Source organism: Bacillus sp. FSL W8-0770 (genome assembly GCF_038008705.1).
GTDB classification, from domain to species: domain Bacteria; phylum Bacillota; class Bacilli; order Bacillales; family Bacillaceae_G; genus Bacillus_A; species Bacillus_A cereus.
This window is the reverse complement of record NZ_JBBOZR010000001.1, coordinates 5,117,663-5,140,483: the sequence shown is the minus strand read 5'-3', so window position 1 is coordinate 5,140,483 and position 22,821 is coordinate 5,117,663. Positions and strand designations below refer to the sequence as shown.

Here is a 22,821-nt window from a genome sequence, read left to right as displayed (position 1 = left end):
TTTAACATGATAAACTGAAAATCCTTCATGATAGGGAGGATTCAAGTTAAATATTCAGAAAATTTAGTACAATCTCCACTAAGAAATAGTATTGGGGGAATTGTATGTGAAGACATTGAAATCGATTTTACTTTGGGGCGTTATTACAGCAGTAGGAGCAGGTGCTTTTGGGGTAGTAGCTTTATCACAAGGTGAAACCATTAATGCTGTATGGCTCTTAGTAGCTGCCGTATGTGTATATGCAGTTGCTTATCGCTTTTATAGTAGATTTATAGCGAGAAAGGTTTTTAATTTAGATGATAATCGGCAAACACCAGCCCATACATTAAACGATGGGAAAGACTATGTTCCAACAAATAAGTGGGTATTGTTTGGACATCACTTTGCAGCGATTGCTGGGGCGGGACCTTTAGTAGGACCGATTTTAGCAGCACAAATGGGATATTTACCAGGAACCATTTGGATTATTGTTGGGGTAGTTGTTGCGGGGGCTGTCCAAGATTTTGTCATTTTATTTGCTTCGATGAGACGTAATGGTAAATCGTTAGGAGAAATGATTAAAGATGAGATTGGACCTGTTACAGGACTAATTGCAATGATAGGTATTTTAGGAATTATGATTATTTTATTAGCAGTATTAGCGTTAGTCGTAGTAAAGGCACTAATCGGAAGTCCTTGGGGAATGTTTACGATAGCAGCAACGATTCCTATCGCTATTTTAATGGGAGTTTATATGCGCTATATTAGGCCTGGTCGTGTTGGAGAAGGATCAGTAATTGGTATTATCCTACTTATTTTATCTCTTGTTGGAGGACAGTATGTAGCAGAAAATCCAACACTTGCAAGTATGTTCACATTTAGTGGTGAAACAATTGCTATTATGCTTATTGTATATGGATTTATCGCATCGGCATTACCAGTTTGGATGCTTTTAGCACCACGTGATTATTTAAGTACATTTTTAAAAGTCGGAACAATTGTAGGGTTAGCAATCGGTATCTTAATTGTAGCACCAGATTTACAAATGCCAGCAGTTTCGAAATTTATTGATGGAACTGGTCCTGTGTTTTCTGGAAACTTATTCCCGTTCTTATTTATTACTATTGCTTGTGGTGCAGTGTCTGGATTCCATGCTCTCGTTTCATCAGGTACGACGCCGAAGATGATCGAGCAAGAGGGACACGCACAGCCAATCGGTTATGGAGCAATGTTAATGGAGTCGTTTGTAGCAGCGATGGCGATGATTGCGGCTTGTGTATTAACACCGGGAACGTATTTTGCAATTAATAGCCCCGCAGCACTTATCGGTACAGATGTTTCGCAGGCAGCTCAAGTTATTTCCTCATGGGGATTTGCTATTACACCAAATGAACTAAAAGATCTCGCTGTAAATGTTGGAGAGCAAACAATTTTATCACGTACAGGTGGTGCGCCAACATTAGCGATAGGTATGGCATATATTTTCTCACAAGTAATAGGTGGAACGGCCATGATGGCATTTTGGTATCATTTTGCGATTCTCTTTGAAGCTCTATTCATTTTAACAACAATTGATGCCGGAACGCGTGTCGGCCGATTTATGATTCAAGATATTTTAGGGCATGTATATAAGCCATTTGGGAAAACGGATTCTACATTAGCGAATGTAATCGCTACAACATTATGTGTATTAGGGTGGGGATATTTCTTATACCAAGGGGTAATAGATCCGCTCGGTGGAATTAATACATTATGGCCACTTTTCGGTATTGCAAATCAAATGCTAGCAGGTATTGCATTATTACTTGGAACGACAATTTTGTTTAAAATGGGAAAAAAGGCGTACGTTTGGGTAACACTTATTCCAACTATCGGGTTGCTGATTGTAACGATGACGGCGGGATATCAAAAGCTATTTCATGAAAATCCTAAAATTGGATTTCTATCGCATGCAAAGGTATTTCAGGGAGCATTAGATGAGGGAAAAGTGTTAGCGCCAGCTAAAAATGTCGCTCAAATGAAGCAAATTATTTTCAATGATTATATCGATGCAGCGCTTTGCGGAATTTTTATGATAGTTGTAATCGCTGTGTTAATTTCAGCACTTCGAATTTGGATCCAAGTATTAAGAAATAAGCCAATGCCGTTAAAAGAGGCACCATATATTCCTAGAGATGAAAGTGAGTCGAGGAACTATGCTTAAAAAGTTGTGGCAAGTATGGGGTGAAAGAAAACGCTTTATTAGTTTGCTCGTTGGAGTACCAAGTTATGAAGTATATGTGGAGCATATGAAAAAGCATCATCCTGAAGAAGAGGTTGTATGTCAAAAGCAATTTTTTGCTGAGGCACAAGAAGCAAGATTTAATGCAAAGGGTGGAAAAATATCACGCTGTTGTTAATGAAAAAGGGCGAGTTTTCGCCCTTTTTATTTTTTTGCTGTTTCACGTGGAACAGCAAAAATAAACAAAACCTTTGGGAATTAAAGGTATTTCGTATACAATAAAGTGAGGAAGGGGATAGATGGAAAAGTAGGGAGATTATTTTATGTTAAGGGACTTATTTGTAAATACAACAATTATTCTTTCCTTTATTTTTATTGGGGGCCAGCTTTTAAGGGATAAGCCGTTAAAAGAAGGATTCTCTTTTGGGCAGAAATGTGTAGTAGGCATTTTTACTGGGATACTAGGTATAGTATTGATGTATTTCAGTGTTCGTGTTGGTACCATTCTATTGGATTTACGCTATTTAGCTGTTATTCTAGCTGTTATTATTGGAGGACCGATAGCGAGTACCATAACAATTGGTATGATTTTAGTAACTAGGCTGTTGTTTATGGATTATTCATTAGCTTCTCAAGTGGCTTTTTATACAATCATTGCGATAGGAATAGGGAGTATCTTTATTTCGCGCATGAAGCTTTCTTTAGGGGGAAAGTGGGTATGGTTACACACATATATTTTATCTATTCTAATCCCAGCGTTATATATATGGTTAATTAAAGAAATCCACATAGTGGGATTATATTTAATTTCTAGTATTATTACAGGTTACATAACATTCATAAGTGCAAATTATGTTTTACAATCCAATGAGTTATTTCAAAAGATGAAACAATACGCAACGATAGATGCATTGACAGGTTTAGGAAACGTAAGACAGTTTGATTTAGAGATGAATCGTCATATTAGTAATAAGAACATGAAAAATGATTCGTTTTGTTTACTACTTATAGATATTGACCACTTTAAGTATGTAAATGATACGTACGGGCATCCTGCAGGGGACGAAGTGCTAAAACAAGTAGGATGTATTTTACGAGAAACTTCACAATTTCCAGATTTGGCTTTTCGAAAGGGTGGAGAGGAGTTTGCGCTTTTGATACCGAATAAGGGATTAGCTTACGGAATTCTTATGGGCGAGCAAATTCGTACAGCTGTTGAAAGTCACTCATTTCAATTGTTAGATGAAACGAAAATAAAAATTACAGTTTCGGTGGGGGTTTCAGAATATGAAGAATCAACGGAGCAATTTATTCAAGCGGCGGATGATGCGTTATACTACTCGAAACGAAATGGTAGAAATAAGGTCAGCTCTGTATCTTAAAGATAAGATGACCAGAAGACATAAAGCTTATAAAAAACACTCACAGAGGCAATGTATGAAATTTGTGAGTGTTTTTTATTTATATATTAGACAAGTTCTTTTGATACAACAAATTTACGATATGCACCATGGTGAGTTGGACCTACGTATTCGTTAATTTTGAATGAGTAACGAATAGCAGCTGTGATGAATTCTTTAGCAGTTTTTACTGCTTCTTTCACAGGTTTTCCTTTTGCAAGTTCTGCTGTAATTGCAGCAGAATATGTGCAACCTGCGCCGTGTGTATTTGTCGTATCAATTTTTTCTGATTCTAGAAGGTCGAATGTTTCTCCATCATATAGGACGTCGATTGCAGTTTCCGTACCAAGTTTGCTACCGCCTTTAATTAGGACGTATTTCGCACCTAAAGCATGGATCTTTTTCGCTGCTTCTTTCATGTCTTCAAGAGAATTAATCTTTACGCCACTTAATTGGTAAGCTTCAAATAAGTTTGGTGTTACAATTAATGCCTTTGGAACAAGAACGTCACGTAAGCAATCATTCGTTTCAGGATGTAATGCTTCATCAGCACCTTTACATACCATAACAGGGTCAACTACTACATTTTTGAAATTGTGCTTTTCGATTGTTTCTGCAACCATTTCAATAATTTCTACTGATCCAAGCATACCTGTTTTTAAAGCGTCTACGCCAACACCTTCAATTGTTGTTTCTAATTGTGGTTTTAATGTAGAAGCTGGGATTGGAAATACGTTATGTGCCCAACCGTTATGTGGATCCATCGTTACGATTGTTGTAAGAGATGTCATTCCGTATACGCCCAGTTCTTGGAATGTTTTTAAATCTGCTTGTATACCAGCACCGCCACTTGTGTCAGAACCAGCGATAGTAAGTGCTTTATTTAATGTCATTATGAAAGCCCCCTCGAGTGATATAATGAAAACTATGTTCTCACCATTATATCAATGTTACGAATAAGTACAAAGTGAAAAGTAGATGATTTATTTTAAGAGCTATTTAAAATCTTGTATGCAGGAGACTGAGTATGTTTCGAGATAATCGTACAAATGAATTAGTTATATTAAAGGAAATTGCAGAAACATTAAATACATCAAATGATACATATCATGTATTGCAAGCTGTCCTAGAGAAATTACTAAGTGTAACAGGTTTAACGACAGGATGGATTTTTCTTGCGGATGAAAATGGGAAGTATACGAAGTTAATTGACTATCAATTACCAGAGGCACTGACATATGAAAATAAACGCCCGATGTGCGAAGGTGAATGTTGGTGTTTACGAGGTTTTGTAGATGGAAAATTAGAGAGAGCCGTTAATATTATTGAATGTAAAAGAATTAATAATGCAATTGAATATAATTGGGGGGATACGGAGGGCATTCTTCATCATGCTACGGTTCCTTTAAAAGCTGGGGGAGAAAAATTTGGGGTGTTAAATGTTGCAAGTCCGGGTAAAACACATTTTTCAGAAGAAGAATTAGTATTACTCCAATCGGTTGCCTTCCAAATTGGTACGGCTTTAAAGCGAACAAAATTATATGAAAATGAAAAGAGAAGAGCACATTATTATGTGAAATTAGAGCGTTTCATTCAAGATTTAAAAACGATTCATAAGTTTAATGTACTACCTGAAAAGGTGGTAAATCACGTAGGTGAAGTATTTCAATGGAATCAAGTAGCGCTTTTTATTAGGGAGGAAAAAGAATTATCTCTGCGAGCGTCTTACGTTCAGGAAGAGTTAAAAGAGGATATAAAAGAGGCGGCCAAGAAGGCGTTAGAACAAGATGAACCAGTTCTAATAAAACATCAAATAGGACATAATGTACATCTAAATCGAGCTGTTATTGCTACACCAATACATATTCAAAACCATATATTTGGTGTTTTATGTGTTAGCTTGAATAATGGAGAGTTGGATGCTAATACAATAGATGTAATTCAAGCATTATCGAACCATGTTTCGTTAATAATAGAGAATTTGAGGTTAAACGAGCAGCGCCGTGAACTTGTACGAATGGAAGAAAGAAATCGGTTAGCAAGAGATTTACATGATTCTGTTTCGCAAAAATTATTTTCATTAACCTTCATGACAAAAGGCGCTGAGGCAGTTTTAAAAGGTAAAAATGAAAAGGTAGATCAATCTTTGCATGAGATGCGTGAACTGGCGCAAGGAGCTTTGAAAGAAATGAGGACATTAATTTGGCAGCTTCGTCCGGCAGGATTAGAAAAAGGATTATTGCCAGCTCTAAAGCAGTACGGTGAAAATTTGGGACTGAAAATTAGGGAGCAAGTTACGGGTGTTCGTGATTTACCTCGTGTAGTAGAAGAAGCTTTGTGGCGCATAGGCCAAGAAGCACTGAACAATGTAAGTAAGCATGCAGGTGTAAAAGAAGCGACGATTTATTTTACAGTGAATGAGAAAAATGTGTCATTAGAAATAGTCGATCAAGGAAACGGCTTTGTAGAAAAGGATATAAAAGAGAAGAAATCACTTGGCATGACTACGATGCGTGAAAGAGTAGAATTAGTTGGTGGAACAATTAAAATTGTAAGTGATAAGAAAAGAACAAGTGTAAAAATAAACGTACCATTATGATGTGAAAATGAGGGAAGTTCGTGAAAATAAAAGTATTGTTAGTTGATGATCATACAGTCGTTTTAAAAGGATTAGCATTTTTCTTAAGTACACAGGAAGATTTAGAGTTAGTTGGAGAAGCGAATAATGGGAAAGAAGCGTTAGTGAAAGTAGGAGAAACAACTCCCGATGTTATATTAATGGATTTATACATGCCTGAAATGGATGGTGTTGAGGCGACGGCATATATTAAAAAAGAGTATCCAAATGTGAAAGTAATTGTATTAACTAGCTTTTCTGATCAGGCGCATGTGTTACCTGCATTAAGGGCTGGAGCAAGTGGGTATATTTTAAAAGATGTAGAACCAGATCAGCTTGTTGAGGCTATTCGAAGCGCATATAAAGGTAATATTCAATTACATCCGGATATAGCAAATGCTCTTCTCTCTCAAACATTACCTGTAGAAGAAAAGGAAGAAGAACCTTCTATTCAAGTGGATGTGCTAACAGCGAGAGAAAATGAAGTATTGCAGCTATTAGCAAAAGGGATGAGCAATAAGGAAATTGCATCTGTTTTAGTTATTACAGAAAAGACAGTTAAGGCGCATGTAAGTAGCATTTTGAGTAAGTTGAATTTATCTGATCGTACGCAAGCGGCATTATATGCAGTGAAAAATGGAATTGTATAAGACGAAAGTCGTAAGACCAAGTTCGCCTTTAGAAGGTGGACTTTTTTTATGGAAAAATACGTCTATGTGAGGACGAAATTGTCTTTATATAAAGATAAAATATGTTTGTAAGCAACAAAACAACAATTACAAGGGATACCTTTTTTGAAAGCATATAACAACATAAGAGTGAGTACTAGGAGGAATAAATAATGGCAACAGTTTTATTCGTTAAAGCAAATAACCGTCCAGCGGAACAAGCAGTTAGTGTAAAATTATATGAGGCATTTTTAGCAAACTATAAAGAAGCACACCCAAATGATACAGTAGTAGAACTTGATTTATATAAAGAAGAATTACCATATGTAGGCGTAGACATGATCAATGGTACATTCAAGGCAGGTAAAGGCTTTGATTTAACAGAAGAAGAAGCAAAAGCAGTAGCAGTTGCTGATAAGTATTTAAATCAATTCCTAGAAGCTGATAAAGTTGTTTTCGGCTTCCCATTATGGAACTTAACGATTCCAGCAGTATTGCACACATATATTGATTATTTAAACCGTGCTGGTAAAACGTTCAAATATACGCCAGAGGGTCCAGTTGGCCTAATCGGAGATAAGAAGATTGCATTATTAAATGCAAGAGGCGGCGTATATTCAGAAGGTCCAGCAGCTGAGGTAGAAATGGCTGTTAAATATGTAGCAAGTATGATGGGCTTCTTCGGCGCAACAAACATGGAAACAGTAGTTATTGAAGGACATAACCAATTCCCAGATAAAGCAGAAGAAATCATCGCTGCAGGTCTTGAAGAAGCAGCTAAAGTAGCAAGTGAATTTTAATTAAAATTATAATCGTCACTCGAAAAAACAGTATTAACGTTTACATGTTAATGCTGTTTTTTATATTTTTAGTTCATCAGCAAGTTTTTCTAATGTATTTCGATCTTGTATATAATATGTTCGGCCTTCTTTTCTTAAATAATTTTGTTGGCAAAACTGATTTAATATATATAAAAGATGACGGTAGCTGACATTTAAATATTCCGAGGCCTCGGTATGCTTTTCTATATAACAATTATTTTGTTCTGTTAATAAAATAAAAGCAGCTAATCGATTTTCAAAAGGATAACTATAGTTTTTTGCGTAATTTTCAGTGCGAGTAATTGTCTTTTCTCCAATAAATTTACATAAGTGCTGTAAAAACGTTGCATCTTGTAATAAAAGTTGCTGACAATCTTTAAGAGGAAGTGCCAAACACACACAATCTTCTAGTACTTCAACGGACTTAGTAATATTTTCTACTCCTATTAATCCTAATTCCCCGATAAAAGATGGTGCTTGAATAAAATTAATTAATGAAACCTTCCCGTTTTTATGACTCATATATATTTTTGCTTTCCCAGAAATTAAGTAATAGAGATAAGGGAGAGCATTTCCTTCGCTACATATCATCTCTTTCGTTTGAAAAGAATGCAGCTCTACATATGGCAAGACATGAAATGAAAATAGGGTATGGAATTGATGGATTCGCATGTATTGATAAATTTCTTCCTCATTTTTGCTGATTTTCATATTTTCACCCCTATGTATAGTATGAGATATCTCCTATTATCTTTACAAGAAGGAATGATACGATTTATGTAAATTTGTTTTTGTAGAAAAGAGAGTGTGATGAATTTATGAAAAAATATAAAACGTTGTTATTTGATGTAGATGATACATTACTAGACTTCCAAAAGGCTGAAAAAGTGGCTTTACGGGTGCTTTTTGAAGAGAAGGGAATCCCTTTAACAGACGAGATAGAGGCTCGTTATAAAAAAATAAATAAAGGTCTTTGGGATGCTTTTGAAAAAGGGGAACTATCACGCAATGAAGTTGTAAATACAAGATTTTCTCTGTTGTTTAAAGAGTATGGAGAAGAAGTAGATGGAATATTATTGGAAAATAATTATCGTAACTACTTAGAAGAAGGAAATCAACTCATGCAAGGTGCGTTTGAATTTATAAATCAAATTCAAGGAGAGTATGAATTGTATATAGTGACAAATGGTGTTTCTAAGACGCAAGATAAACGTTTACGTAATGCAGGTTTACATTCATTATTTAAAGATGTTTTTGTTTCGGAAGATACAGGTTTTCAAAAACCGATGAAAGAGTATTTTGATTATGTTTTTGAACGGATTCCTAACTTTGCACCTGAAGCAGGGCTGATTATTGGGGATTCATTAAGCGCTGATATGAAAGGTGGATATGTAGCGGGAATTGATACTTGTTGGTTTAATCCAGAAAGGAAATTAAATGATAGTGGGATTATACCAACATATGAAGTGCATAATTTTGAGGAGTTAGAAGCGTTATTAAAGCAGCATGTGTAATAAAAAAATAGGCAGTGGAGCTTTCATCCCCACTGCCTATTTTTATTAATTTTTATTTTCGTTATGTTTTGGGAGCGGAAAGGCATTCCCGATAGCAGCTGCACCAAGCATGGGCAATAGTAAATTAAGCGGGAAAAACATAAGTAATAGTAATGTTATAGCTATTGGCTTTCGTAACGCATAGCTTGAAATTGCTGTCGTTACGATGGCAACAGATGCTACTGGATCTATAGGAAGAATAGATGCTACAGCGTATCCGATACTTGACCCGGAAAATATAATTGGGAAGATATGTCCACCTCGCCACCCTGTGTTCAAACAAACGGCAGTAATGCACAACTTTAAAATCCCTGAAAGAAGTAGTATCCAAAAAGATAAATGGCTCCATTCAACAACTAATTCTTTTAATTGATGTTCCCCTGAAAATAATGTGTACGGAAGAAAAGTTCCCGCAATTCCTAATAAAATACCACCGATAATTCCGAGTGTCAGTTTGTATTCCCTAAAAGGGTGAATTAACTTCTCTAATGTGAATTCTAACTTGAAATAAAAGAAACCAACTATAGCACCGATACTAGCAAGTGGAAGAAATGCGATCCATTCATTGAAAGAAAGTGCACCTTCCCCGAAATCAACAATAAAGGATCCACGATTATCGAGTTTACTCAGTAGTAAATAAACAGAAAAACCTGCGAAAGTAGTAGTTAAGTATACAATCGCCTTTTTTCCTTTAGAAAAAGCAGCAATTTGTTCCCCCTCATTTTCATTTGGTGCTAAATAACCGAATAATGGTGCGTTAAAAATGACACTTAAAGTAGCTCCAATTCCGATCTCGGTTAGCTCATTCATACCCTTTAAGGCAAATTTAAAGCGATCCCCTACCCATGTGCACAGTCCGCCTATAATTCCAACTAGTGCGGCTTCTGGACCAAGACTAGCTCCGAAAATTAAAACAATAATCGCTGTTAAAGTAGCCTGATGGACAAAGCGATATTCGATTCGACCAGTTTTTTTATATTCAGCCATCACTTCAGGCATAAGGCGTGGGTATGTACCGAAATGTTTTTGTGATAGACCAACAAGGACCCCGCCAATTATTGTTACGCAAAGGGTGTAATAAGAGGGAAAAGAGAGAACTTCAGGCAAGTATCCCCAAATAAAGTGGATTCCAATATTTATTGTGACTAAAAATAACCAGACTGTAGCTCCTACTATAGATCCTAGAAGAATGCCATATAGAGCAAGTATGTACTGCATATCTTTTTTATTTGTCATGTTATACCTCCGTTATGTAAATCTTAGTAGGTAAAAAAGTGAAATATACTAGTGAAAAATGGATTGAATATATATAGTATCTTTTTGAGAAGATGGCCTATTCAACATATAGGCTAACTTTTGGGGAATTTGGATTATAGGTTAAATTACTTATTTAATTTTATAGACTGATTTGAGGTTTTTAAAGGTCTTTTTTGAAATAGACTAGAATATATTTCCTTTGTTGCTTTATATGAAACTGTTAACATTTATTTTAGAACATTCAGAAAAACTGTTTGACATTAGGAAATTATTGCTATAAAATCAACGGTAATTGCATAGTCTTATCAAGAAAAGGTGGAGGGACAGGCCCGATGAAACCTTGGCAACAGCCGTATAACGGAATTGTGCCAAATCCTGCAGGTAGTAATCCTGAGAGATAAGAAAGAGCCTTTAGAGCGTGTTTTCAAACTGCTCCTTTCTTGTTTTCAGGAAAGGGGCAGTTTTTTATTTTGTATAAAAGAAAGGAGAATGAGAGATGGGAGAATCATGGGGAAAAGGAACAATTTGTGTGCAAGGTGGCTATACGCCAAAAAATGGTGAACCACGTGTTTTACCACTTTATCAAAGTACAACATATAAATACGATACTTCAGATGATTTAGCAGCCCTATTTAACTTAGAGGCAGAAGGATATATTTATACACGTATTGGAAACCCTACTCTAGCCGCATTTGAGCAGAAGTTATCAGATTTAGAAGGCGGTGTAGGAGCTGTTGCAACGGCTTCTGGGCAAGCAGCTATTATGCTCGCAGTTTTAAATATTTGTAGTAGTGGGGATCATTTACTTTGTTCTTCAACGGTTTACGGGGGAACGTTTAATTTATTTGGAGTGAGTTTGCGTAAACTGGGTATTGATGTTACGTTCTTTAATCCAAATTTAACGGCAGATGAAATTACGGCGCTTGCTAATGACAAGACGAAACTTATCTATGCAGAATCGTTAGGAAATCCAGCGATGAATGTTTTAAATTTTAAAGAATTTTCAGCTGCTGCTAAAGAATTAGAGGTACCTTTTATCGTTGATAATACATTAGCAACTCCTTATTTATGCCAGGCGTTTGAACATGGGGCAAATATTATTGTTCATTCTACGACGAAGTATATCGATGGGCATGCGAGCTCCTTAGGCGGTATTGTAATTGACGGTGGAAACTTTGATTGGACAAATGGAAAGTATCCTGAACTTGTTGAACCAGATCCAAGTTATCACGGTGTAAGTTACGTTCAAAACTTTGGTGCAGCAGCGTATATTGTGAAAGCACGTGTTCAGCTATTAAGAGATTATGGAAATTGTATGAGCCCATTCAATGCATATATTAGCAATATTGGCTTAGAAACATTGCATTTACGAATGGAACGTCATAGTGAAAATGCTCTTGCAGTTGCTAAGTGGCTTGCTAATCATGAACGTATTGAATGGGTGAATTATCCGGGCTTAGATAGTAATGAAAATTACTCATTGGCACAACAGTACTTGAAAAAAGGCGCTAGTGGTGTTTTAACTTTCGGTATTAAAGGCGGATTAGAAGCAGCAAAAGAATTTATCGCAAATGTAAAACTAGCAACTCTTGTAACGCACGTAGCTGATGCACGAACTTGCGTTATACATCCTGCTAGTACGACGCATAGACAATTAAATGCTGAAGATCAGCGTTTAGCTGGTGTTACATCTGATTTAATTCGTTTATCAGTTGGTATAGAAGATGTTTCTGATATTATTGCAGATTTGGAAGCAGCTCTAGTTGGGGGCAAAACACATGCCGATCATAATTGATAAAGATTTACCGGCTCGCAAAGTGTTACAAAAAGAAAATATTTTTGTAATGACGAAGGAGCGAGCGGAAACACAAGATATACGCGCTTTAAAAATTGCTATATTAAATTTAATGCCAACGAAGCAAGACACAGAGGCGCAATTACTTCGCTTAATTGGAAACACACCGTTACAATTAGATGTTCATTTGCTTCATATGGAATCACATCTATCTCGTAATGTAACGCAAGAACATTTAACAAGCTTTTATAAAACGTTTCGTGATATTGAAAATGAAAAGTTTGATGGGCTCATTATTACAGGAGCGCCAGTGGAGACCCTCGCTTTTGAAGAGGTAGATTATTGGGAAGAGCTTAAACATATTATGGAGTATTCAAAAACGAATGTAACATCTACGCTCCATATTTGCTGGGGAGCACAGGCTGGCTTGTACTATCATTATGGTGTTCCAAAGTATCCCCTTAAGGAAAAAATGTTCGGTGTATTTGAACATGAAGTTTGCGAGCAACATGTGAAATTGTTACAAGGATTTGATGAATTGTTTTTTGCTCCGCATTCTCGTCATACAGAAGTACGAGAGAATGATATTAGAGGAGTGAAAGACTTAACATTGTTAGCAAACTCTGAAGAAGCAGGTGTTCACCTTGTTATTGGGCCAGAAGGAAGGCAAGTGTTTGCCCTTGGACATAGCGAATATAGTTGTGAGACGTTAAAACAAGAATACGAACGAGATCGTGACAAGGGATTAAATATTGATGTGCCAAAAAACTATTTTAAACATAATAATCCAGATGAAAAGCCGCTTGTTAGGTGGAGGAGTCATGGTAATTTATTGTTTTCTAATTGGTTGAATTATTACGTGTATCAAGAAACCCCTTATATATTGTAAAGAAAGATTGTGTAACACGTGGCAACGTTTTCCTTGTAAAGATTAACCTTTATTTTTCCGAATGTTCAAAATACATTGTTTTTCAGATTTTTTACTCATATAATTTCATCTAAACACAATTTTTGAGGGGTGGACAGTACTATGAAAGAAATTCAAGTTGGGTTATTAGGTCTTGGGACAGTTGGCAGTGGTGTGGTTCGTATTATTACGGATCATCAAGAACGACTCATACACCAAGTAGGTTGTCCAGTGAAGGTAACGAAAGTATTAGTGCAAAACATTGAGAAAGAGAGAGAGATAGAGGTACCTTCTACTCTATTAACACAAGATGCAAATGAAATTTTAGATAATCCAAATATTGATGTTGTCATTGAAGTGATGGGTGGCATTGATGATGCAAAATCATATATTTTACAAGCTTTAAAAAGCGGAAAGCATGTTGTAACTGCAAATAAAGACTTAATGGCATTACATGGGGCGGAACTATTAGCGACAGCAAAAGATAATAAGGCTGATTTATTCTATGAGGCGAGTGTGGCAGGGGGAATTCCAATTTTACGCAGTATCGTAGAAGGACTTTCCTCAGATCTTATTACGAAAGTAATGGGAATTGTAAATGGAACGACAAATTTTATTTTGACGAAAATGTCAGACGAAGGGAGAGCATATAACGACGTGTTAAAAGAAGCCCAACAACTTGGATTTGCAGAAGCAGATCCAACATCAGATGTAGAAGGTTTAGATGCAGCGAGAAAAATGACGATTTTAGCTACTCTCGGTTTCTCTACAAATGTAGAGCTTGGAGACGTGAAAGTAAAAGGGATTACCTCTATTACAGAGGAAGATATTGAATATAGTAAGAGCTTAGGTTATACAATTAAATTAATCGGTCTTGCAAAACGAGATGGTGAAAAATTGGAGGTTACAGTTGAACCAACTTTACTTCCAAATACACATCCTCTTGCGGCAGTACAAAATGAATATAACGCTGTGTATGTTTACGGTGAAGCAGTTGGGGAAACGATGTTTTATGGACCAGGCGCAGGAAGTTTACCAACAGCGACAGCTGTTGTTTCGGATTTAGTTGCTGTAATGCAAAATATTAGATTAGGGGTAACAGGAAATAGTGCTGTAGTCCCACAATATCAAAAAGTATTAAAAGAGCCAGACGAAATTGTCGTGAAAAAGTTTTTAAGACTGCATGTAAAAGACGAAATTGGTGTATTTGCAAAAATTACTTCATTGTTCTCTGAGCGCGGAGTTAGCTTTGAGAAAATTATTCAAATGCCGCTTGAAGAGAAAGGAAAGGCTGAAATTGTAATTGTAACGCATCGTGCGTCTCTTGCTGATTATGATTATATTCTACATACGTTGCAAGGGTATGAAGAAATAGATTGTTTGAAAGCGAACTATCGAATTGAAGGGGATGCTAAGTAGTATCCTTACCATAAAACAGAAAGAGCCTATTAAGCAGCTTGCTTAATAGGCTCTTTTCTATTTAAAATCTGCGTACCAACTTGAATAAATGCTTGGATAATCCAGCCTGTTGTAAAGGATAAGATGATTGTTCCAAAATAGATAGGTCCGTCTAATAAAAAGCTTAACGTTAAAAATAAAAAGGCTAATGAAATCTCTGTTCTTCTAAACGTCCATTTTTTCTTCTCAGCAACCGTTAAAACGAAAGCTTCTTGAGGCGCTGCGCAAAGGTTTGTAGAGACGTAAAGACCAATTCCAGCTCCAACGAATAGATTTCCGCAAATAAGTGTTATATATTTTGGAAGAGAGCGGATAGCGTCCATAATAGTTGTAATGGAACCAATCCAATCAACAAAAAGAGAAATAAGAACCATCGTTACAATTGTACCGATTGTAATTTGTTTTTTATTCCAAAAGAGTACGATAAGTGTAAAGGCAAAGTTAATCATAAAAATCCAAAAACCAATACTTATGCCAAAATTTTGATATAGTGCAATAAAGAAGGAATCATAAGGGCTAAGTCCAAAGGAAGTAATTGTCGTCATCATATTAATACCGATGGCAAGAATGAGTAAACCGCCAATGAAAAATATATATTCTAATTTGAATCGAAGCATAGTTGTATATCCTTTCTAAATGTATTTGCTAGGAAAGGATATATTGTGGAAAGCTTACCAGGTCAAGGGAGAATTTTTGTGAGAAGGGGAAAATGAGATGACAAATATAAGAAAGATTGCTGAACTTGCTGGAGTATCTGTTTCAACTGTTTCACGTGTACTAAATAATCATCCGTACGTAAATGAACAGAAACGAAAAGAAATTTTAGCGATTATAGAAGAATTAAATTACACGCAAAACGTGAATGCGATTCATTTAGTGAAAGGAAAAACGAATGTAATTGGCGTTTTATTACCACACGTAAATGATCAATATTATAGCGCTATTATCGAGGGGATATCAAAAGAGACAGCCAAGAATAATTATAATATGATGCTTTGCCAGACGAATTATAGCGAAGAAAGAGAACTAGAAATTTTAAATATGTTAAAAATGAAAAAGCTTGATGGGGTTATTATTTGTTCTCGGGCAAATAGTAAGGAGAAGCTTGAAGAATATACAAAATTCGGCCCGATTGTTATGTGTGAAGAAATAGATTCAAAATGCATTTCAAGTGTCCATATCGATTACTACAAAGTATTTTCATTTGGGATGAAAAGCTTAATAGATGCCGGTCATACACATATTGGATATTGTATTGGAAGAAGTAATAGTGTTAATAGCCAAAGACGAAAGAAGGCATATGAAGATTCGCTTCAACAGAGTATCGTAACACCGCTAGAGACCTGGAAATTTGAGGGTTGTTTTACAGTGGAAGATGGACGCAATGTAATTAGAGAATGGGCTCATATGTCAGTAAAACCGACGGCGTTCCTTGTATCTTGTAACCATATTGCAGCGGGGATGGTTACAGAAGCAAAAAAACAAGGAATTCGTATTCCAGAGGATATTACGATTATCGGGTGTGATGATCAAGAGGTGGCAGATATATTGGGTATAACGACGATTTCGCATTCTAGTAAAAACGTTGGAGTAAAAGCGTTTGAATTATTATATGAAAAGATTAATGAAGAGAAATTAGATGTGAAGCATATAGAGTTATTACCAGAGTTAGTAAATAGAGAAACGACGTAATTGAGAAGGTGTGAAAATCGCTTTTCAAAATTTCGTTTGGTATAATTATGGACAATCTATGAGGGCTAAAAGGGGTTTTGATATGAGATCAAAAGTAGTAAAAGTAATTCTACTCATTACAATTGCATCTTTCTGTTTATTTGCATATGGCTTTGTTTCAGGTGTAAATGATGTATTAAATCCGAAAGCTTCAAATTTAATTAAAAAGACCGATGTAGTGGCAAAAGAGAAAAAGAAAACGGGAACGTTACAAATCGTTAGTTTAGGTGATTCATTAACGCGTGGCGTTGGTGATAAAGAAGGAATTGGCTATGTTGGGCGAATGAAAGAGGATTTACAAAAAGATTATAAGCAAAAAATTGCATTAACAAATTTAGCAGTTAGTGGTGCAAAAATGCCCGATTTATTAAAACAAATTGAAAGTAATGGCGCTCAATATTCAATTAAGCAAGCAGATGTAATCGTGTTAACGATTGGTGGGAATGATTTGTTCCCAGGCTGGGAATCGCTTGGGAAAATAGATTTAGAGACGTATCGTCCTGACACAGAAACGTTTCAAAATGAAGCAAAGAAAATTATAGAAGAAATTCGTAAATTAAATACAGATAGTCCGATTTTTTGGCTTGGTTTATACAATCCTTTTGAAGATGTAGAAGATTTAAAAGGGTCTTCAAACATTGTTGTGGACTGGAATGCATCTTTAGAGAAGTTAGCGCTAAACGATAAAAATGTGTATATTACACCGACATTTGATTTATTCCAAAACCGCGGTAAAGATTTATTATACTCTGATCATTTTCATCCGAACGAAGTAGGTTATACGTATATGGCAGAACGTTTAGTTCAAAATGTTGTAAGTAAATTAAAACTAGAACAAGGAGGGGTAAAATGACGACGATACTTTCCGTACGAGATTTGAAGAAGGTAATTGGAAAGAAGACTCTTGTAGAGAATATTTCCTTTGATGTAAAGCAAGGAGAAGTGTTCGGGTTCTTAGGACCAAATGGTGCTGGAAAGACGACTACCATTCGAATGTTAGTCGGATTGATTAAGGCGACAGAAGGTAAGATTTCTATCGGTGGTTATTCGATTAAGGAAAATTTCAGGGAAGCGATGCGTCAAATTGGGAGTATCGTTGAAAACCCAGAGTTGTATACATATTTAACGGGATGGGAAAATTTAAAGCAATTTGCTCGTATGTTAGGTGATATATCAGATGAACGTATTATTGAAATTGCTGAAATGGTTCATTTAGATGAAAGAATTCATGACAAGGTAAAAACGTACTCACTTGGTATGAAACAACGCCTTGGAATTGCGCAGGCGCTCCTTGGGAATCCAAAATTGCTCATATTAGATGAGCCAACGAATGGTTTAGATCCAGCAGGGATTAGAGAACTTAGGGAATTTATACATAAGCTTGTAAAAGAAGAAAATATGAGCGTGTTTATTTCAAGTCACTTGCTAAGTGAAGTGCAAATGATATGTGATCGCGTTGCTATTATTCATAAAGGAAAAATGATAACAGTTGCCAAGGTTGAAGAATTAATTAAAACAGCAAGTGATCGTGTAGAATGGATTGTTACACCAATTTCTAAGGCGAAAGATATGCTAGAAGCGGCCGAAGAAGTAAGGGAAGTGAGTGTAGAAGGCGATCGATTACTATGCCGCATGGATATTGCATCTATAAGTAGTTGGAATAAACACTTTGTCGAAAATGAAATAGATGTACATAGCGTTAAGGAGCTTGTATTTACGCTAGAAGATTTATTTATTGAACTCACAAGGGGTGAGCAGCATGCGTGAATTTGCGAATCTAGTTTTAAATGAATCAGAAAAGATTTACCGTAAGAAACGTATTTTTGTTGTCATGCTTATTTTAGCAATCTTGATCCCGCTTTTTGTGTATGCGCAGTATCGTGAAATAGAAACGACACAAAAAAGACTCGGTACAACCGATTGGAAGGTTTCATTGCAACAGCAAATTGTTGATTCTCAGAACCGGTTGAACAATTCTAGGTTGCCAGAAGAATGGCGTGATTGGTTAAAGGTAAGAGTTGAGCAACAACAATATTATTTAGATCATGATATTAATCCGATGGCACCGGGTGCACCGACTTTTGTCAGAGCATTTATTGAACAAGGAATTACATTATTTATTCCGCTTCTTGTAATGATTGTAGCCATTGATATCGTTTCAGGAGAACGAAGTGATGGGACGATGAAGATGTTACTTACGCGGCCAATTCGGCGCTGGAAAATACTCCTTAGTAAATACGTGACGATGTTATTTTTCATTTCGCTCATACTGTTTCTTGTAGGTTTATTTGCTTACATATTATCAGGGCTTGTATTTGGGTACTCGGGATGGAATTTACCTGTTTTAACAGGATTCGTTATTGATAAGGAAACGTTAAATACGAACTTTGTGCATCTTATTCCGCAGTGGCAATACATCTTAATGGCGTATGGACTAGCCTGGTTTGTTGCTATCGTTGTCGGAACTATATCATTTATGGTCTCTGTTTTAATTCGTAATACACCAGCTGGTATGGGCGTTATGCTAGCTGCATTAATTGCAGGCGGTATTTTAAGCTCGTTCGCAACATCTTGGGAAGGCGCCAAATATATTTTTAGTGTGAATCTATCATTAACGGATTATTTATCAGGAAAATTACCTGCATTACAAGGTTTATCGATGGGATTTTCTTTGATGAATTTAACTGTTTGGGCAGTTGTTTCTCTTGTTATTTCGTTCGTAGTATTTACAAGACAGGATATGGTGAATTAATTAGACAGGAAGTGACAGTATGGAAAATGTTTTAAAGAATGATTGGGAGCCACTATTGGCACCAGAATTCGAGAAAGAGTATTATCTTACTCTATCCAGTTTTTTGACAGAAGAATACAGCACGCATGTTGTTTATCCGAAGGTAGAAGATATTTTTAACGCTCTTCAGTATACAAGTTATGAAAATACAAAGGTTGTTATTTTAGGACAAGATCCATATCATGGACCGAATCAAGCGCATGGTTTAAGCTTTTCTGTGCAACCTGGTGTTAAAACACCACCGTCATTGTTAAATATGTATAAAGAACTTCGAGATGAATATGGTTATGAAATCCCGAATAACGGTTATTTAGTAAAATGGGCGGAACAAGGAGTATTATTACTAAATACCGTATTAACAGTTCGTCAAGGCGAAGCAAATTCTCATAAGGGAAAAGGATGGGAGCACTTCACAGATCGTGTAATTGAACTGTTGAATGAACGTGAAAAGCCAGTTATTTTCATATTGTGGGGGCGCCATGCACAGGCGAAGAAGAAGTTAATTACGAATCCGAATCATCATATTATCGAATCTGTACATCCAAGCCCATTATCGGCAAGACGTGGTTTCTTTGGTAGTAAGCCATATTCTAAAGTAAATACGATTTTAGCTAATATGGGCGAAAGAGAAATTGATTGGGAAATTCCAAATTTATAAATAGAAAAGGTAGTTAACAGTCGTTAACTACCTTTTTATTATTATTGTTGCTCGTTCTTTAATTTTGCATCTAGTACAAAAGTGCCGAATGGGATAACTGATGAAACAAATGCTCCAAGTGCCCATAAAATTGATTTACGGTGTACGATTGTTACTTGAATTACTGCAAAGATGAATAGAATAAATAGAACACCATGAGCCATGCCTGTAATTTTAACAGCTGTTGCAAACCCTGCGAAATATTTCAATGGCATTGCTACAAATAATAGTAATAGGAAAGAAATACCCTCAACTAGTCCAATTGCTCTTAATCGTCCGATTGGTGTAGATAACATAAAGTAGCCTCCTTTAACGTATGCTTGTATATAGTAAATTTGTATTCTTTTTCAAAATAAAATAGTCTATTTTGTTTCATTATATACAAAAAGAAAGTTTACACTACGAGAATAGTGCAAAGTTCAAAATATAGTCACAAAAGCATGAGAATTTAAATAAAAACCTATTTGAAGTATTTGACTTCAAATAGGTTTTGTGAATGAAAATATTAAACAAGTACATCCGTTTTTAAAACGAATTTCTCTACAACTTTTGCAACACCATCGTTCATATTTGTATCTGTTACGTAGTTTGCAATTTCTTTAATATCATCAGGTGCATTGCCCATTGCAACGCCAAGACCAGCAAATTCAATCATCGCTTGGTCGTTATAGCTATCGCCCATTGCGATAACTTCTTCACGCTTAATGCCAAGCTTTTGGATCAGTTTGTTTAAGCTCGTTCCTTTTGTAACACCAGCTTCAGTAAATTCTAAGAAGAATGGTTTCGAACGCATCACGCTTAATTGGCCTTCTAGCTGTTTTTGTAGTTTCTTTTCAACTTCAACAAGGCGTTCAGCTTCTTTATTCATTAATACTTTTACTACGGGCTCTTTAACTGCAGCTTTAAAGTCATCTACTACAACAATTGGCATACCAGTAATATCGCCCTCAATTTCAGTATAAGGATTATTTTCTTCCGTTACGATATCATCGCCCATATAAGTATGAATCCATACATCTTCAGTTTTACTAATTTCAAATAGGTTGTGAACGATTTCAGGAGATAGTGTACTACTAAAGATTTCTTCGTTTGTTTTACAGTTAATAATTTTTGCACCATTAAAAGATAAAATGAAACTGCCGTATTCTTCTAAACGAAGTTCTTTCGCTACATTGCGCATACCGAACGTTGGACGTCCAGAAGCAAGTACAACCTTTACGCCTTGCTCTTGTGCAGTCATTAACGCTTCTTTCGTACGAGGTGAAATAGTATGGTCATCACGTAATAAAGTATCATCTAAATCTAAAACAATCATTTTATAAGTCATATAGAAAATTCCTTTCTTTAATTGAAATCAAAATACATGTTCATGAAGAGATTGAGGAATAATAGTAAGACATCAAACCTCTTTGAAAAGAAGTAGATAAATTATTATGAGTGTGTTGCTCATAATATTGGTTAATAATCATTGGGGATGAATAAAACCCCAATGATTAAAGTTTGATTTTATCGTAACAACTCTAAAGGTAGAGTGCAATAATGGAAGTTTTCCAATTTAAGATATTTGTTTTGCTGTGGAACGAGAAAATAGTATTTCTAGCAAGATTGCCATTACAGATCCAAGAACGAGACCATTACTTAAAAACGATGCTAGAAATGGTGGAAGTGTGGAATATGCTCCTGCTGGAACAAACATAACTCCGACTCCTGTAAAGATTGAAAGACCGGCTACTTTAAATAATCGTTCTTTATCCTGGACAGTTTCGTATTCTCGAAAGGCGAGGCCAATCATGCTTGCGAATACAGGATAAATAGCGGCATAACCAACTGCAACAGGGATTGCTGCAAAGAATGAAGTAATCTTTGGAAATATACTAACGACAATAATAAAGCTTGACCCTAATATAAACGGGAGACGTTTATAAATATTAGTCGTTGCAATAAAACCTGCTGATCCAGAAATAGCGACAGGCCCAATAGCTGAAAATAGGCCGCCTAGCAATTGGTTGATTCCTGTTATAATGCCAGCTTGTTTAAAACGATCTGATGCAGCGTTTTCTTCATATTTAGAGACAACCTTTTGTACAACGCGAATACTTGCTAACATATTTGTTAGAAGTAAGAGCGTAACGAAAATGACCGTAATTACCATGTTCCATTCAACACGAGGCATTCCGAAAACAAATAAGGATGGAAAACGGATTATGTCTGTCACTGGTGTTATTGGATTAGATAATCCGAAGCATGCGAATAATATCCAGCCGCATACGATACTGAAAAGAACGGAATATTGTCCAATAATAGGTAGCTTCATGATGAAAAAGGATAGTAAAATAACAATGAGTGAAAGAATAAATACGTTAGGTTGTACTTCTGTATGTTTTCCATCAAGGCCAAACATTCCCTTTAAGAAGGAGCCACTAAGCTGCGCGACAAGAAGAAATAAATACGTTCCAATGACTGTCGGTGTAAAATAGCGAACGAGTTTATCAATAAGTCCAAAAACGCTAAGAATAATACAAATAATACCACTTAATAAGAAAGCATATTGAAGAACTTTAAGTGTCTCATTATTTGATCCAAATAGTACGACGCCTAAACTTGCGTAAAGAGAGAAAATTCCCCACCAAAGGCCAGCAGGACCTTCTTGAATAGGAAGTTTATGCCCAAATATAGCTTGCAAGAGACCAGCAAAACCTAGAACAAATAATGTTCTTTGTACAAATGCGATGGCTTCAGCGCCATTAAGACCATAACTAGTTGCGACACTAATTGGTACAATAAGGCTTCCAGCTAAAATAAATAGTGCCCATTGTAAGGCGGAAAGAAATGTCTTCATTATATCAACCTCTTTCATAGATTCCGTATCTAGTATATACGTATTTTATTTCCACTGGCAAAGATTGTAGATAGAGAAAAGAGTTGA

22 protein-coding genes and 1 riboswitch are annotated in these 22,821 nt (G+C 35.9%); of the genes, 15 read left to right on the top strand and 7 right to left on the bottom strand.

Features of this window, described 5'->3' with window-relative positions; translation table 11 throughout:
* The first annotated feature begins 106 nt into the window (after positions 1–106).
* The 3 genes from cstA to NST27_RS26480 all read left to right on the top strand — a co-directional run bounded on the left by cstA (position 107) and on the right by NST27_RS26480 (position 3,582).
* Positions 107–2,182: a carbon starvation protein CstA gene (cstA, locus tag NST27_RS26490; protein WP_000854319.1), complete on the top strand. Its 2,076-nt coding sequence runs from the start codon at positions 107–109 to the stop codon at positions 2,180–2,182.
* Entirely contained in the window at positions 2,175–2,378 is a 204-nt protein-coding gene (locus NST27_RS26485; RefSeq protein WP_000914504.1) for a YbdD/YjiX family protein, read from the top strand. The genes cstA and NST27_RS26485 overlap by 8 nt, the downstream gene beginning before the upstream one ends.
* A gap of 145 nt (positions 2,379–2,523) precedes the next feature.
* On the top strand, positions 2,524–3,582 hold the full coding sequence (locus NST27_RS26480) for a GGDEF domain-containing protein (protein ID WP_000942899.1): 1,059 nt from the start codon (positions 2,524–2,526) through the stop codon (positions 3,580–3,582).
* An 86-nt stretch (positions 3,583–3,668) separates the two neighbouring features.
* Here NST27_RS26480 and pdxK read toward each other — a convergent pair whose 3' ends face one another.
* Complete coding sequence (gene pdxK / locus NST27_RS26475) at positions 3,669–4,493, bottom strand: pyridoxine/pyridoxal/pyridoxamine kinase (RefSeq protein ID WP_000174245.1); 825 nt, start codon at positions 4,491–4,493, stop codon at positions 3,669–3,671.
* Between the two features lie 134 nt (positions 4,494–4,627).
* Between pdxK and NST27_RS26470 the strand changes: the two genes are divergently transcribed.
* The 3 genes from NST27_RS26470 (at position 4,628) to NST27_RS26460 (ending at position 7,685) form a co-directional block, all read left to right on the top strand.
* Positions 4,628–6,199, top strand: a complete 1,572-nt coding sequence (locus tag NST27_RS26470; protein WP_000488141.1) for a GAF domain-containing sensor histidine kinase — start codon at positions 4,628–4,630, stop codon at positions 6,197–6,199.
* Positions 6,200–6,219: 20 nt separating this feature from the next.
* Entirely contained in the window at positions 6,220–6,867 is a 648-nt protein-coding gene (locus NST27_RS26465; RefSeq protein WP_000695812.1) for a response regulator, read from the top strand.
* Positions 6,868–7,058: 191 nt separating this feature from the next.
* Positions 7,059–7,685 (top strand): FMN-dependent NADH-azoreductase, encoded by a 627-nt coding sequence (locus NST27_RS26460; protein WP_000246723.1) that lies wholly within the window; start codon positions 7,059–7,061, stop codon positions 7,683–7,685.
* A gap of 60 nt (positions 7,686–7,745) precedes the next feature.
* On the opposite strand, the gene NST27_RS26455 is transcribed toward NST27_RS26460, so the two are convergent.
* A complete protein-coding gene (locus tag NST27_RS26455; protein ID WP_000703321.1) occupies positions 7,746–8,417 on the bottom strand; it encodes a transcriptional regulator YeiL in 672 nt (223 codons plus the stop codon).
* A gap of 107 nt (positions 8,418–8,524) precedes the next feature.
* Here NST27_RS26455 and NST27_RS26450 point away from each other — a divergent pair, with 107 nt between their 5' ends.
* On the top strand, positions 8,525–9,220 hold the full coding sequence (locus NST27_RS26450; protein ID WP_000760192.1) for a YjjG family noncanonical pyrimidine nucleotidase: 696 nt from the start codon (positions 8,525–8,527) through the stop codon (positions 9,218–9,220).
* 45 nt (positions 9,221–9,265) lie between these two features.
* Here NST27_RS26450 and NST27_RS26445 read toward each other — a convergent pair whose 3' ends face one another.
* Positions 9,266–10,495 (bottom strand): chloride channel protein, encoded by a 1,230-nt coding sequence (locus NST27_RS26445; protein WP_000182467.1) that lies wholly within the window; start codon positions 10,493–10,495, stop codon positions 9,266–9,268.
* Between the two features lie 320 nt (positions 10,496–10,815).
* A riboswitch (SAM riboswitch) is annotated at positions 10,816–10,920 on the top strand.
* Between the two features lie 92 nt (positions 10,921–11,012).
* Here NST27_RS26445 and NST27_RS26440 point away from each other — a divergent pair.
* From NST27_RS26440 to NST27_RS26430, 3 genes are all read left to right on the top strand, one after another.
* Positions 11,013–12,311 (top strand): bifunctional O-acetylhomoserine aminocarboxypropyltransferase/cysteine synthase, encoded by a 1,299-nt coding sequence (locus NST27_RS26440; protein WP_000504780.1) that lies wholly within the window; start codon positions 11,013–11,015, stop codon positions 12,309–12,311.
* Positions 12,295–13,200 carry a homoserine O-acetyltransferase MetA gene (gene metA / locus NST27_RS26435; RefSeq protein WP_001121538.1) on the top strand — a complete coding sequence of 302 codons (906 nt, stop codon included), beginning with the start codon at positions 12,295–12,297 and terminating at the stop codon, positions 13,198–13,200. Before NST27_RS26440 ends, metA begins: the two co-directional genes overlap by 17 nt.
* Positions 13,201–13,341: 141 nt before the next feature.
* Positions 13,342–14,637, top strand: coding sequence for a homoserine dehydrogenase (locus NST27_RS26430; RefSeq protein ID WP_000659093.1), 1,296 nt, complete (start codon positions 13,342–13,344; stop codon positions 14,635–14,637).
* A 29-nt stretch (positions 14,638–14,666) separates the two neighbouring features.
* Here the strand turns inward: NST27_RS26430 and NST27_RS26425 are convergent, their stop codons facing one another.
* Positions 14,667–15,293, bottom strand: a complete 627-nt coding sequence (locus NST27_RS26425) for a YczE/YyaS/YitT family protein (RefSeq protein WP_000943411.1) — start codon at positions 15,291–15,293, stop codon at positions 14,667–14,669.
* A 97-nt stretch (positions 15,294–15,390) separates the two neighbouring features.
* On the opposite strand from NST27_RS26425, the gene NST27_RS26420 reads away from it, so the two are divergent.
* Genes NST27_RS26420 through NST27_RS26400 form a run of 5 tightly spaced genes read left to right on the top strand, consistent with a single transcriptional unit; the run spans position 15,391 to position 19,856 of the window.
* A complete protein-coding gene (locus NST27_RS26420) occupies positions 15,391–16,368 on the top strand; it encodes a LacI family DNA-binding transcriptional regulator (protein ID WP_000181957.1) in 978 nt (325 codons plus the stop codon).
* 10 nt (positions 16,369–16,378) lie between these two features.
* Positions 16,379–17,260: an SGNH/GDSL hydrolase family protein gene (locus NST27_RS26415; RefSeq protein WP_002022849.1), complete on the top strand. Its 882-nt coding sequence runs from the start codon at positions 16,379–16,381 to the stop codon at positions 17,258–17,260.
* Complete coding sequence (locus tag NST27_RS26410) at positions 17,257–18,174, top strand: ABC transporter ATP-binding protein (RefSeq protein ID WP_000207709.1); 918 nt, start codon at positions 17,257–17,259, stop codon at positions 18,172–18,174. The genes NST27_RS26415 and NST27_RS26410 overlap by 4 nt, the downstream gene beginning before the upstream one ends.
* The gene (locus tag NST27_RS26405; protein WP_001206477.1) at positions 18,167–19,159 is read left to right on the top strand and encodes an ABC transporter permease subunit; all 993 of its coding nucleotides are present in this window, start codon (positions 18,167–18,169) and stop codon (positions 19,157–19,159) included. Before NST27_RS26410 ends, NST27_RS26405 begins: the two co-directional genes overlap by 8 nt.
* Positions 19,160–19,178: 19 nt before the next feature.
* A complete protein-coding gene (locus NST27_RS26400; protein ID WP_000432520.1) occupies positions 19,179–19,856 on the top strand; it encodes a uracil-DNA glycosylase in 678 nt (225 codons plus the stop codon).
* 41 nt (positions 19,857–19,897) lie between these two features.
* Here the strand turns inward: NST27_RS26400 and NST27_RS26395 are convergent, their stop codons facing one another.
* The 3 genes from NST27_RS26395 to NST27_RS26385 all read right to left on the bottom strand — a co-directional run bounded on the left by NST27_RS26395 (position 19,898) and on the right by NST27_RS26385 (position 22,734).
* Entirely contained in the window at positions 19,898–20,191 is a 294-nt protein-coding gene (locus NST27_RS26395; RefSeq protein WP_000953396.1) for a DUF3817 domain-containing protein, read from the bottom strand.
* 209 nt (positions 20,192–20,400) lie between these two features.
* Positions 20,401–21,222, bottom strand: a complete 822-nt coding sequence (locus tag NST27_RS26390) for a Cof-type HAD-IIB family hydrolase (RefSeq protein ID WP_000221382.1) — start codon at positions 21,220–21,222, stop codon at positions 20,401–20,403.
* Between the two features lie 228 nt (positions 21,223–21,450).
* On the bottom strand, positions 21,451–22,734 hold the full coding sequence (locus NST27_RS26385; protein WP_000847044.1) for a purine/pyrimidine permease: 1,284 nt from the start codon (positions 22,732–22,734) through the stop codon (positions 21,451–21,453).
* Between the last annotated feature and the right edge of the window lie 87 nt (positions 22,735–22,821).